The 13,515-nt window shown below is 63.5% G+C and carries 10 protein-coding genes; all 10 read left to right on the top strand.

The genetic code is table 11. The features are described from left to right. Position 1 precedes the first annotated feature (1 nt). A complete protein-coding gene (locus tag ACZ7CH_RS37865) occupies positions 2-2,104 on the top strand; it encodes a sensor histidine kinase (protein ID WP_470376144.1) in 2,103 nt (700 codons plus the stop codon). A gap of 33 nt (positions 2,105-2,137) precedes the next feature. After that, positions 2,138-2,869, top strand: coding sequence for a hypothetical protein (locus ACZ7CH_RS37860; RefSeq protein WP_470376143.1), 732 nt, complete (start codon positions 2,138-2,140; stop codon positions 2,867-2,869). Beyond that, positions 2,851-3,873 (top strand): ComEC/Rec2 family competence protein, encoded by a 1,023-nt coding sequence (locus tag ACZ7CH_RS37855; protein ID WP_470376142.1) that lies wholly within the window; start codon positions 2,851-2,853, stop codon positions 3,871-3,873. The genes ACZ7CH_RS37860 and ACZ7CH_RS37855 overlap by 19 nt, the downstream gene beginning before the upstream one ends. A 1,068-nt stretch (positions 3,874-4,941) precedes the next feature. Continuing rightward, positions 4,942-6,135 (top strand): helix-turn-helix domain-containing protein, encoded by a 1,194-nt coding sequence (locus ACZ7CH_RS37850; protein ID WP_470376141.1) that lies wholly within the window; start codon positions 4,942-4,944, stop codon positions 6,133-6,135. Between the two features lie 343 nt (positions 6,136-6,478). Continuing rightward, entirely contained in the window at positions 6,479-6,664 is a 186-nt protein-coding gene (locus ACZ7CH_RS37845) for a hypothetical protein (protein WP_470376140.1), read from the top strand. Next, positions 6,661-6,870 carry a hypothetical protein gene (locus tag ACZ7CH_RS37840; RefSeq protein ID WP_439660589.1) on the top strand — a complete coding sequence of 70 codons (210 nt, stop codon included), beginning with the start codon at positions 6,661-6,663 and terminating at the stop codon, positions 6,868-6,870. The genes ACZ7CH_RS37845 and ACZ7CH_RS37840 overlap by 4 nt, the downstream gene beginning before the upstream one ends. 5 nt (positions 6,871-6,875) lie before the next feature. Then, complete coding sequence (locus ACZ7CH_RS37835) at positions 6,876-7,205, top strand: hypothetical protein (RefSeq protein ID WP_470376139.1); 330 nt, start codon at positions 6,876-6,878, stop codon at positions 7,203-7,205. A 96-nt stretch (positions 7,206-7,301) separates the two neighbouring features. After that, entirely contained in the window at positions 7,302-7,469 is a 168-nt protein-coding gene (locus ACZ7CH_RS37830; RefSeq protein WP_470376138.1) for a hypothetical protein, read from the top strand. 85 nt (positions 7,470-7,554) lie between these two features. Beyond that, entirely contained in the window at positions 7,555-10,623 is a 3,069-nt protein-coding gene (locus tag ACZ7CH_RS37825) for a lantibiotic dehydratase (protein WP_470376137.1), read from the top strand. Next, on the top strand, positions 10,620-13,043 hold the full coding sequence (gene fxlM, locus ACZ7CH_RS37820; protein WP_470376136.1) for a methyltransferase, FxLD system: 2,424 nt from the start codon (positions 10,620-10,622) through the stop codon (positions 13,041-13,043). The genes ACZ7CH_RS37825 and fxlM overlap by 4 nt, the downstream gene beginning before the upstream one ends. Positions 13,044-13,515 lie beyond the last annotated feature (472 nt).

Below are 13,515 nucleotides of genomic sequence, written 5' to 3'. Positions count from 1 at the left end.
CATGCACGAAGCAACCCTACGGTTCGCCCCTGACATCCTGCGACGCCTCGGGGAGGAGCTGGTACCCCATCCGGACCTCGGAGTCATCGAGCTCGTTCGGAACGCCTACGACGCTGATGCCACCACTTGCGTAGTCGAGCTGCAGGACGTCGACCAGCCTGGCGGGACTGTGGTCGTCACCGATGACGGTGACGGGATGACCCTCGATGAGATCATCAGCGGCTGGCTGCTCCTTGGTAAGTCGCCGAAAGCTGAGGCTACTCACAGTCGAACTCTCCGAAGAAAAGTAGGCGAAAAGGGGCTCGGGCGGCTAGCTGCACTTCGTCTTGGACGACAGGTCACGTTGACGACGCGTCCTCGGGAGAAACCCGGCGTCGAGCACACTCTGAAGATTGATTGGGACGCTTTCGACGCGGTCGATGCAGTCGAAGAAGTCCAGCTAAACATTGATACATCGGAGACCGATCGCCGCCCGGGAACGCGAATCGAAGTAACAAACCTCGTTTCAACGTTCGAGGAGCGAGATGTCGAGCGCCTCGCGCGTGCTCTTGTTTTGCTTACGGGTCCGTTCTCTGCTCCCGATGTATTCTCTGTACGCCTCGAAGCCCCTGAGTTTCGCAAGCTCGAAAAACTGGTGCAACTCAAATACTTCGATGAGGCCGAGTATATAATTCGAGCGACTTTGGATGAGAACGGTCAAGCAAGCGCCAGCCTTCACGACTGGCGTGGCGTCGAACTGGCTACTGGTGACCATTTCAAAGTTAGTTCTGCAAGTCCAGCCTCACGAGGCGAGCCGACTTTTCGATACTTTGCTCCTGCGGCTGAGTTCGAGCTATGGACCTTCAATCTGAGCGCTGAGTCCTTCGTGGTGCGAAACTCGCGACGCAAGGTCAGCGAGGTGCGTTCTTGGCTTAAAGCTGTCGGCGGAGTACACCTCTACCATAGGTCGCTCCGCGTTCACCCCTACGGTGACGAAGGCCATGACTGGCTGGAGATGAACTTGCGGCGGGTGCGCAGTCCTGAAGTTCGGCCGGGTACCAATACGGCAGTTGGACGTATTTCGCTCGACGACGATGAACAGCAACTCAAGCCCAAGACCGACCGTATGGGATTCTTGGAAAATTCAGCATTTCTTGAGCTGGTCAAGTTTGGTCAGAATGTTCTTGACTGGGCCGCTTTCGAGCGTCTGAAGATCCGAGAGAATCGCCGGAAAGAGGAAAAAGATAAAGCCGGGTCGGAGACTAAGGCTGCATGGGCAAAAGTTGAGGACACAATCCGCACGCTGCCGGCACCGCAACAGCGGGTAGTGCGCGAGGTTACAGATCAACTTCGTCGGGCTTACGACGACAAGGTTCAGACAGTCGAGAACGATTTGCTCCTCTATCGCACGCTTGCGACCGTCGGGACGACTGCAGCTGTATTTGCCCATGAGACGAAGAATCCTGTTGATCTGATCCAGGTTGCTTCACGGGCGATCGATCGGCGAGCCAGGCGACTGCTTACCGAGGATATATTCAAGGCTCAGCTGGCCGAGCCAGTCTGTACGATTGAAGAAGCAGCAGCTTCGCTTCGGACCTACGCTGATATACCGCTCCGCTTGTTGCATCGAAGGAAGCGTCGAGCGCAAATAGTCGGAATTAACCCGGTCATCGAGGATCTAGCCGCTATGTTCGCACCGCATCTAGAAATCGCGAACATTCGGACTGAGCTTCAGCTAGCTAAAGACGGCCCTGCAGTTCGAACCACCGTGGCCTCCATAGAGGCGATCCTTGCAAATCTCCTCGCCAACGCTGTATATGCTTTTACGCATCCACACGAGAATGGTACCGATGAGCGAGTTATTGTCGTGCGCACGGAAACTTTGGATGAGACCATAGTTCTCTCGGTTCTCGACAACGGACCGGGTATTGACGTCTCTCGAATGGCGCTCGACGAAATCTGGCTTCCGGGTAGGACGACTCGTGAAGATGGCACCGGTCTAGGCTTGACGATCGTCAAAGATATTGCGAGAGATATGCAAGGCGAAGTTCATGCCAAGGCGCGGGGTGAACTAGGCGGGGCTGAGTTCATCATTGAGCTACCGCGGACTATTGATTCGAACTAGCCTGGATTCCATCGATGCGAATAACAAGTCGAGGTGGTCATTTTGCCGGTCTTAGATAGGCCATTGCAGAGTGGCGATCGCGTAGCGGTTGTTGACGATAACCCGATGGCGGCGAACGCCCTACGTTGGTTAGTGGATGAAGCCGGTTTCGATCCGGTTCTTATCGCACCGAATCCTCGTGGCGTTGAGGAAATGGTTAAAGAGATCGCAGACAAGGCGACCGCAGCGATCAGTGACCATCGACTGGGGCAGGCCCGGGCTATCTCTTATTCCGGTGCTGAGGTTGTGGCGCGAGCAAATGTAGTCAATATTCCCGCGGTCCTAATTACCAGCTACGCAAACAGTGACGAGAACACCACGATTCGACAATGGCGTGCAGGCATTCCGCAAATGCTGAATCGCGGTTCGGAAGGCAACAGTCCAGATCTAATCACCCAGGCTCTCACTATTGCGGATGGGGAACGTCGTGGAATCTATCTTCCTCAGCGGAAAGCATATCGCACTGTAGTTCGAGTTGAAGACACTCGCCCAGGTCCGGCTGGACTTATTGCCGAGGTTGTCGTTACGGCGTGGCGTCCGCAACAAACGGTCTCCATCCCAACATCCCTTATAGGGGATTTGATCAAAGGTATTACGCCGCACATGCTTAAGAGGCGCAGATTTATGGCTGAAGTCAATATCTATGCAGATACCCCCGGTGAACTCTTCTTCCGTCACTTTGAGTTGGCGCCTGAGGTTCCTTCAGATTGGCTGCCGACAGCATGACAGAAGAGGCGCCATTAGAACTGGCGATCTTGGACGTCGGCCACGGTAACTGCGCTGTCATCCGGGACGGTGTCCGCAGTGTGGTCGTGGATGTTCCTCGTACGCCGCGTGTCGCCGCCGCGCTAGTGAGCAATGGTTGCAGCGACGTAGTTCATCTTCTGCTGTCGCACGCAGATGACGATCATATCGGCGGCGCCGCAAGACTTATCAGCAACAATGACGTTCAAGTTGGAACCATATGGGCGAACCCCAACTCAATTCAAGACTCTGATACATACATAGACCTGCTTACGATCGTACGAGACAAGTTTGATCGAGGGGAGATCGCATTCAAAAGCAATCTCAACGTCGGCGCCAACGGAGATCTCGACTTTGATAGGATCAAGGTAGAGATTATTCATCCGGATGTCTTTTATGCCGGAATCGGGCCAACATCGGGGAAACATAAGCTCGGCTCAATTAGCAGCAATCGGATGTCGGCCGTTCTGAGGGTACATCTTGATGGGCTGCCAGCGGCTTTATTGCCCGGCGATATTGACAGTAAGGCGTTCGAATCGATCCTTGGTCGAGATGTCGACATACGCGCACCTATTCTTGTGTTTCCGCATCATGGTGGCGGCGCCAATACACGAGACGAGCGCGAATTTGCTCGTAGACTGTGTGAGAAAGTTGCCCCAGAGCTGGTGATCTTTTCCCTAGGGCGGACTAAGTTCAAGAATCCGCTGCCGGATATTATTGCGGGTGTTCGTGACGCTGTGCCCGGTGCACACATTGCGTGCACGCAGCTGAGTACGCGCTGTCATCCTAGAACAGATCTGTCCAATGAGCACGGACACTTGCTGAAAAGCTGGCCATCTTCGGCGACAAATGGTGGATCATGCTGTGCGGGCACGGTGGTCGCCGAGTGGCAAAATGGTGCGCTCTCGTATCGGCCAACTCGTACCGATCACTTACCATTTATTTCAGCGAAAGTCAGTGCACCCCAATGCTTGACGAACAACTAATCAGTTGTCCACCGACCTTCCGTCGCTGAAGCATCTTATAGCCATAGTTGTTTGTTCTTGCGGCGCAATCGGATCCGCCTCCACTTGCCCATTGCCTGCGGGTGCATTGCGTCTGCAAGTAGCTCACGTCTAATTTTCGGCGGTCGATTGAAAGATGGAATCTGTGTCTGGACTGTCCGCGAGACGAACCAAAAGCTCGCTCTCGATCTCGTTACCGGTCTTGGTTGAACTATCGGGTTGACGCGTTTGAGCGAGTGGCTCAGCAGTTCGACGGCGAGTAGCAGGGCTAGAAGCTGGTAGGCAGCAACCGTAACCGTAAACGGCGTTAATTCGAGAGCCATGCAATGATGGCGCACAGCGACAGCAAGATGCCGAACCCATGGCAACCACGCCTTCCTGCGAGAGCTGGCGTTACTCTTCCACGGCCCGGCCATCGCGGTGGTGAGCAACCCGGCCACGATCAGCGGCCAAGTCGCAGCTGCTGTTGCATCAGCGCCGTACCGAAAGCGCGAACTCCGGCCATGGCCATACGACGCGTACGCCGCGCCGAGTGCAACCAGCCCCGGCGCAGGCGCATTGGAGCCACAGTAGCCAGTCCGGGCACCCCATCGAGCACCACCGCTACGGCGCCGACAGCGACGCGTGGTCGGAACAGTGGCGAATATCTGCAGTTCACGGTCCATGCGGGTCGAAAATTTAGGGCGCACCATGTCGTGGACAGCAACCCTCACCGGATGACCACCGATGTCACCCAGGTCTTCGACCTGAGCGGATCCACGCCATGCTCCGCATCCCAATCCAATTGATCGCTGATCGCCACTTTGAGTGCGCCACGCGCTGGTGGTGATCACCAGGAACGCCAAGTGCGAGATACAGGTCACTGCATAGGGTTGCCTCCGCTTGTAAGGTCAGCCAACAGAGGTCTGATGACCACAACGATGGACCTTCAGCGCACCGACCGGAACCGGTATTCGGCGGATAACAGCTAGCCTGACGTGGCGAGGGGTGCCGTTCCAGGCCGTCGGCCGGAGGTACCTCGGCTGAGAAGAACTCTCCGACGAGGGGCAGGTGGCCGTGGACGAGGCGCACATCGGTCGGCGGGTACGTGAGATCCGCTCGTTCCGGGGAATGAGTCTGACCGCGACAGCACAGCTCGCGGGCATGGCACCGAGCTACCTAAGCATGATTGAGCGGGGCCTGCGGCCAGTGAACCAGCGGGCCACGCTGGAAGCGCTGGCCAACGCGCTACGCGTGTCGCCGGCCGAGCTGACCGGCAAGCCCTACGCACCGACCGATGCAGCCTCCGAAGAGGCACACGGCCACATCTTCGAGGTCGAAGACGCCATGACCGCATGGCGGATCGGCGAGGTGCCCGACGCACCAGCACGACCGTGGCAGCAGGTGAGCGCTGAACTGGACCTGCTCAACCTCACGCTGCGGCCCAACGCCGACTACGCCGCTCAAGGCGCATTGCTGCCTTCGCTGATCCGGGACCTGCTCGTCGCCGCGAACGACCCGAAGCAGCGTACGGCTGCCCTGGTCGGGCTCATCGCGACCTACAAGGCGGTGGCCTACTTCGCCCACGACCTCGGCGTGGCCGGGCTGCCCGTGCTGGCCGTGGAACGGATGCGTGAGGCCGCCGAGGAGCTCGACGACCCGGTCTGGCTGTCGTATGCCGCCTACCAGCGTGCCCAGCTGATCAGCGGCACCAACCGGTCTCGCCAGTACGACCTCGCCGTGCAGACTGCACAGCTTCCTGGTGCGCGCGTCGAGGTTCACGGCCTTGCGCACCTCACCGCGGCCCTGGCGTGCGCATCGCGGGGAGACGCCGACGCCGCCCAGACCCACCTGGCAGAGGCCACCGCGCTCGCGGATCGGATCGAGCCGGACGTCAGCCCGTGGATGCAGACCAACTTCGGCCGCACCAACGTCGGCATCTGGAAGGTCTCCATCGGTCTGGAGCTCGGCGCGGGCGCGAAGGTCCGCGAGATCGCCTCCACCGTGCGACCAGCCGGTGTGTCCAAGTCCCGTCAAGCCCAGTTCTGGATCGACGTCGGCCGCGGCCTGCTGACCGAGCGCAAGCACCGCGATCAGGGCCTCGCCGCACTTTTGGAAGCGGAGAAGCTTGCTCCGCAGAAGGTTCGCAACAACGTCTTCGTCCGCGAGTCGGTGGCAGGCTTGCTCGCTCAGGCCAGGCGCGAGGCTGGCGGCCGCGACCTTCGCGGCCTGGCCTACAGGGTCGGTGTAGCCCCATCCGGGTGATCCACGCCGCCCGTTCACAAGTTGTGAAATAGCGATCCAGCGTCCCACCTAGCGTCACTTTCCAGATACGGGAGGTGACGCCAGGTGGGATCTTTGCTGTTGATGACCTTGCGGCATCAGCTCGCGCGGGTCTTCACCTTCCGTTCGCATACTGCGGTGTCACGGCCGGTTGCTCCCCGACGCTCTGGCCGTGACACCGCGTCCACCGCATCCTGCGCCCTTCTCGACGCCGACACCGTGCTGATCTGGTCGGCCCTTCCGGCGCAGAGCCCTACGCGCAGCGACCCGCATTCCTCTTCCTCGGGAATGCGGGTGGCGCCGTACGTGAACGGAGACGCCGACCATGTCCTTGCCCAACGCCGATCCCACTCGATCGCCCGGTGGCAGCGGGGCACTCGAATCGCTCGCCACCGATCCGGGCTGGCTGGCCGCTCGTGACCGGCTCACCGCGTCGATCCGCGCAACCAGCCTGCCGACCTACGGCGGGAAGGCTCGCCTTCGCGTTGCTGCGCGCCAGGAAAACCGGTGAGCGGCCACGTCTGGTGGACCTCGCCGCTGGACAACCTGACCCACGCGATCGGGGACAGCGCCGGCCCTGGCGACGGCACGGTGGACACCGAGTGCGGCCGGGTGCTCGACATCGCGAAGGCGGGCAAATCGCCGAGCGGCAGCTTCTGCGACGACTGCCTGCAGAAGGTCGGGTCGAAGGTGGACGACAGCAGCCGCTGGCGGTGAGCGCCGTGGCAGCTCAGCACGCCTACCGCGAGGGCAACCAATGCGGCATGACGGTTCCCGAACTGCTGGAGAACGCCGTCGCCGAAGGACGACCGCTATACCTTGAGTGGAGCAAGGACGGCACCACGTGGGACTGGCCGGGCAACGACTTCGACACCATCGAGATGCCCGTCATCACCCCCGAAATGCTCGCGGCCACAACACCAGAACTGGCGCCCGACACGGACGCCGACACCGAGGAACTGGCCACCGCGACTGACGTACTGCAGGTCGACCAGAGCTGGTGGTTCACCGGCCCAGCGGGGCCGCAACGACTTCCGGGTGCTCGCCCATGAGTTCACCCGGCAAGCCCTGACTCGAATGTCGTTGCGCCACAACGCTTTCAGTCAGGTTGATGTCGAACCGACGAACAAACAGGGATGCCAATGTCATTGATCATGCTCGACGAGCCCACCGCCGCAGACGACCTGTTCGCCTTGGAGCACTTGGAGTTCATCACCGATGTCCCGGCTGACGCCGCGATGAACCCCTGCACCAACGGAACCGACGACGGCTGCGACCCGACCTGCGCGTCAGCGTGTGTGACCGGAGGGGTGTGACACCAGAAGTTCCCGATGCGCCTCGGGGGCCAGACGGTTCTGGTCCCCGAGGCAGTCATTCTCGTTGTCACATCTGGAGGAACGGATGCGTCACGCTGACCACAAGCCGCTGTATCGGCACACTGGGGTCGCACTGCTGCGAGCCTCGGCTACACCGCTGACCAGTGCTCCCGACCAGTGGCCCGACCTGACCGACATCGCTTCCTGCCGGGCATGGCTGGACCGAATGTGGGCACGCGATGACTTGGCTGCGGCTGTGCGGCAGGCCAGCCCGTCGCTGGCCGACCGCGTCGACGACATCCGCGCCGGGCAAGCGATGTCCGACAAACAGGTTCGCAGCGCCACCGTGTCCGCCGTGCGCTACGTGCTGCGCAGCATCGGACGGCCCACGCCCTTCGGGCTGTTCGCCGGCGTTGCTCCTGTGACGTTGGCCGCGGTCGGGCGTGTCGAGCTACGAGCGGGGCACCGGGCCGCGGCACGAGTCGACGCGCAGTGGCTGGCCGACATCATCACGCGAGCCGAAGCCTGCCCACAGCTGCTGGAACGACTGCACGTCACGGTCAATGACCTCGCGGTGCGCCGAGGTGACCGGCTGGAGCTCCCACAGGGAACGGATCGGGCAAGGGTGCTGTGCACCTCCGCGATCCTCGCCGCGTGGCAGGCCGCCGCGACTCCGATGCGCTTCGGCGACCTCATCGACAAGCTGGCCAACGACTTCACCACCGACCGCCTCAAGGTCCGCGACAGCATCACCGCTCTACTCGTGCGTCCGGGATTCCTGCTGACCAGCCTCCGCGCGCCGTTCACCATCACCGACCCGTTCACCCATGTGCTGACCGTCTTGCACGACGCAGACGCCGCCGAAGTGCCCGAGATCGCAGACCTGCTGCGCGAGCTTGACGCGGTGCACGCCAAGCTGCGGCACCACAACGCCCCCACGACCTCGGGTGCTGAGCAGCACGAGGCCCGCGCAGCATTGATTAGCCACATGCGCAAGCTATCCGCAGCAGGACGAACGCCCATCGCCGCGGATCTGTTGCTGGATAACACAGTCGAACTGCCGATCAAGGTCGCGCAGGAGATGGCAGCAGCCGCGAGCGCACTACTGCGCACCACCCGCCACCCCGCTGGTGACCCGGCCTGGCGCGAGTATCAGGCCGAGTTCACTGACCGTTACGGCGTTGGCACGCTGGTGCCGCTGCTCGAGGTCGTGTCGCCCGATGCCGGCCTCGGGTATCCGGCACGCTTCCACGGCAGCCTGCGCTCCGCTCCCGCCATTGCGCTCGGGCAACGCGACGAACGGCTGCTGGCAATGGCATGGCAGGCGATAGCCAACGGCAGCCACGAGATTGTCCTGTCCCGCAACGACCTCGCTGCGCTCACCGACCCGGACTTGGACGAGCGCTACATCCCGCCGCACGTCGAGCTCGCCGCGCGCGTGCACTGCGCCAGCGTGGACGCGCTGAACCGGGGTGAGTTCACGCTCACCGTCGCACCCGCCCGCTCAGCCGGAACCCTCACCAGTCGGTTCACCCCGATGGCCACCGGCTCCGGTCTCGCCGGGGCCTACCGGGCACTTCCAGCCGCGACCGAGGGCGCACTGCGCGCGCAACTGAGCTTCGGCCCGAAGTTCGTGCCCGCAGAGAACGTCTGCCGGGTGCCCGCCTACCTCGATCACGTGATCCCGTTGGGTGAGCACCGCGGCCACGACGACCCCTCGACCTTGATCCCGTTGGAAGACCTTGTTGTCTGCGCGACCCGTGACCGGCTCTACCTGGTCAGTCGCTCACGGCGCCGGGTGGTCGAGCCGCAGGTGTTCCACGCCCTCGCCCTGGACAAGCAGCCGCATCCGCTGGCGCGGTTCTTGGCCGAGCTGCCGCGCGCGTTCAGCGCCTCCTGGTACCAGTTCGACTGGGGTTCGCACGTGACCCTGTCGGCGCTACCTCGGGTGCGCTACGGCCGCACAGTGCTGTCCCCGGCGCAGTGGCGGCTGTCCACCAACGACCTGCCGCCAGAGGGAGCAGGCCCGCAGAGCTGGCCCGATCAGCTCGCCGCCTGGCGGACGCGCTGGAACTGCCCGGACGTGGTGGAGTTGCGCGACGCCGACCGCACACTGCGGCTGAGTCTCGACGAGCCCGGCCATGCCACGCTCCTGCACAACCACCTCGTCAAGCACGGCCAGGCCATCCTCTACGAAGCCACCGATGCGGCCGACCACGGCTGGATCGGCGGCCACGCCCATGAGATCGCGCTGCCGCTGATCACCACCCGCCCAGCCGCCCTTTCCCCGTTGCGCGGTCTGCTACCCGAGGTAACCAACCAGCACGGACAACTCCCCGGCGATCCCGGCGCCACCTGGCTCACCGCGAAGATCCACACCCACCCGGAGCGCATCAACGGCCTCCTCGCCACGCGCCTGCCGCAGCTGCTCAACACCCTTCCCGAGGGCACCGCCTGGTGGTTCGTGCGATACCACAGCCGACACGAGACCGATCACCTCCGGCTACGTCTGCGACCTACAACCGAGCAGTACGCTGCGTGCACGATCGCGGTAGGAGAATGGGCGCAGCGGGTGCGGCAGGCAGGTTTGATCACGGACGTTCGGTTCGCCTCTTACCAGCCTGAGATCGGCCGCTACGGGCACGGCGCGGCGCTGGAAGCGGCCGAGGACGTCTTCGCCGCCGACTCGCGGTTGGTCGCCGCCATGCTCCGTGCCCTGCCGGCCAAGTCGGTCAACCCCACCGCGCTGGCTGTGGCGAACATGGTCGACATCGTCCGCGGACTTCTCGGCACGTCCGCCGTCGCGACCGACTGGTTGATCAACCGCACCGCGCCCGCCGTCACCATCGCGCGGGACATCCTCGACGAGGCAATGCGGCTCTCGATCGACCTCACCGCGCTACGGCAGCTGCCCGGCTGGACGGAGCCGGTCGAGCAGGCCTGGCAGGCCCGCGCCGAGGCCTTGGCCGCCTACCGCGGACACCTGCACTCCGGCACCGGCATCGACATCAACTCCGCGCTGGAGTCGCTGCTGCACATGCATCACAACCGGGCCATCGGCATCAACCCCGACCACGAGCGCCTCTGCAAGCGCCTCACCAGACACGCCGCGCTGGCTTGGAAAGCCCGCTTCCAAGGCGGCGACTCCCAATGACATCAACACTTTCGTCCGCCGCGCCGCCACTGCAGGATCCCACTCCCGCCTGGGGACAGTCGCTGTCCTACGGCGCGGCAGGGACAGCGCTGCTGCATGTTGGCCAGGCTCGCGCCGGCCTCATCGGCTGGCCAGCCGCACGCCAATGGGTCGCGGCGATGACCCGCAGCCCGCTCGCCGCCCACCGCGACGCGTGCTTGTTCAACGGCGCGCCCGCCGTCGCGTTCGTGCTGCGCGCCACGGGAAACCCGGCCTATGCCCGCCCGCTGCACACCCTCGACGAGCACATCACACGCCTGACGCGGCGTCGCCTCGACGCAGCACACCAGCGCATCGACGACGGACTCCCTGCGCGTCTGCGCGAGTTCGATCTGATCAACGGACTGACCGGGATCGGGACCTACCTGCTGCACACCGGCCACGACGCGCTGCTGCACGACGTGCTGTCTTACCTCGTGCGGCTGGTGTGCGAGCCGATCACGTTCGACAGCGAGCAGCTACCCGCTTGGTGGACCTGCAACGAACCCGCCGATCGTCCCTGCCCGCAGTGGCCTGGCGGGCACGCCAACTTGTCGATCGCCCACGGCGTCACTGGTCCGCTGGCCTTGCTGGCAACCGCCAAGATCAGCGGCACCACCGTGTCCGGCCACGCAGAAGCGATCGAGCAGATCTACGGGATGCTTGACCGCTGGCAGCTCGGCACCCGCACCACACCGTGGTGGCCAGGCACCATCAGCCTGCACGAGTGGCGCACGGGCATCACCAGCCAGACCGGTCCGCAGCGGCCGTCATGGTGCTACGGCACGCCCGGCATCACCCGCGCGCAGCAGCTCGCTGGAATCGCCCTGGGCGACCATCAGCGACAGCGCAGCGCCGAGAGTGCGCTCGCCTCCTGCATCACCGACCAATTGCAGCTTGATCAGCTCGACGGCGCATCGCTGTGCCACGGCTGGGCCGGACTGGTCCAGACTGTCCGCCGCGCCGCTGACGACGCTGGCCCCGGCAGCGAACTCGCGACACTCCTGCCACGGCTGCACACCGACTTCCAACAGCACCTGCGCGATCATCGGCCACCGGCCGGGGACGGCCTGTTGGAGGGCGCGACCGGAGTCGCGCTGGCCCTTTACTCGGCGACCGAGCCCGCGTTCCACTGGGACGCATGCCTGCTCCTCGCCGCACCCGACCGGGATACTAAACGCGAGAGGAACGGGATGACCACCACGGAAACCCAGCCCGAAGACCTGCGCAACCGGATGGTCGACCACATCGTGGAGAACAGCCAAGCGACGTCGGCCGAGGTCGAGCGGGTCCTGCGCACGGTTCCCCGCCACCCGTTCGTGCAGGACGCGAGCATCGAGGACGCCTACGCCAACCGAGCCATCACCATCAAGCCCGGCCCTCCCGGAGGCAGGCCCGCCAGCTGCATCTCCGTGCCCACCGTCGTCGCGATGATGCTCAACCAGCTTGACGCCCGCCCTGGCCAGCGCGTTCTGGAGATCGGCGCCGGCACCGGCTGGAACGCCGCCCTGCTCTCCGAACTCGTCGGCGAGACCGGCCACGTCAGCACCATCGACATCCACCCTGACGTCACCGAGCACGCCCAGCGAGCACTCGCCGCCACCGGTTACGACCGCGTACACGTCATCACGGGAGACGGCGCGCTCGGCGACCCCGAGAACGGCCCATTCGACCGCATCATCGTCACCGTCGGCCCCTGGGACCTGCCCCCGGCCTGGTTTGACCAGCTCGCCCCCGGTGGCCGGCTCGTCGTCCCGCTGACCTGGCGCGGCCAGACCCGCAGCGTCGCGTTCGTCAACGACCACGGCGTGCTGCGTGCCACCGACAGCCAGCTGTGCGGCTTCATCCCGATGATCGGCAACGGCCAGAACGGCGAGCAGAAGGGTGAGATCGCCGACGACGTACTGCTGTTCTGGGACCCTGACCAGTCCGTGGATCTCGATGCCCTGCAAGGGGTTCTGGACGCTCCTGCGAGCACCACGTGGTCCGGCACGTCGATCGTGGCCATGGAGTCCACCGACCTCATTTGGCCGCTGGTCACCGCGGTTGAGTCGGGAACGGTGCGCTTCTGCGCTGGAAACGATGCTGTGGAAGCCGGACTGGCCAATCCCGCCTTCCGGTACAGCAGCGTCGCCCTCGTCGATGGCCAATCGTTGGCGTACATGTCGTTGAAGAACCCCGAGCCCGACGCACAGGACAAGCGTTGGGAGCTCGGCGCGATCGGCCACGGCCCTGTCGGAGAGCAGCTCGCCGAACGGCTGTGCACCGCAATCCGTGCTTGGGGCGAGGACCGCACCGCTCAGCCGACGATCACGGCCTACCGCGCGGGAACACCGGACGACGCACTCACCACTGGCCAGGTCATTGAGAAGCAGTTCATCCGGTTGGTCGTCTCACGCTGATGCCCTTTCGGCCCATGACCGCATAGCCGTGCCAACGTCAGCCCCCGTCTCCTGCTGGACGCCATCCAGGAGGAGACGGGGGCTGCCCTACGTCCTCGACCGTCTCAGACGTCATGCCGTTGTGAGTGCCTCAGAGTTAGCTGTCTCCTGCTCAAGGACAGTGAGACGACCCAGCCGGTAGGAGTTGGCGAGTTCTTAGATGCCCGCTTCCAGCCCACCCGACGACGTCATCAACCGCAGACCAGTTACCACGTCTGCTCGCCGCCTTCCCTAAGGAAAGTAGGCATCGTCCGACCCTTTCAAGAACCACTGGCTTGCAGCTCGATCGAGAACGCGTTCTGTCCCATGGTTCGGCCAGCAGGAGGACGCAGAGTATGGCGAAACGTGCGCTGCCAGCGGCATCAGAGTGCCTTCAGGGTTCCATGACACCACCCGCTTGCGCGGGCAACTCGTGTCGTGACTCCATCGACAA

This window comes from Lentzea sp. NPDC037011 (assembly GCF_055607425.1).
The sequence above is the reverse complement of the archived record's forward strand: the minus strand, read 5'-3'. Positions and strand labels throughout refer to the sequence as shown.

Excerpts from the sequence above, each read along its gene's own strand:
- fxlM (WP_470376136.1), top strand. The coding sequence starts at position 10,620 with ATGACATCAACACTTTCGTCCGCCGCGCCGCCACTGCAGGATCCCACT.
- ACZ7CH_RS37825 (WP_470376137.1), top strand. The coding sequence starts at position 7,555 with ATGCGTCACGCTGACCACAAGCCGCTGTATCGGCACACTGGGGTCGCA.
- ACZ7CH_RS37845 (WP_470376140.1), top strand. The coding sequence starts at position 6,479 with ATGTCCTTGCCCAACGCCGATCCCACTCGATCGCCCGGTGGCAGCGGG.
- ACZ7CH_RS37865 (WP_470376144.1), top strand. The coding sequence starts at position 2 with ATGCACGAAGCAACCCTACGGTTCGCCCCTGACATCCTGCGACGCCTC.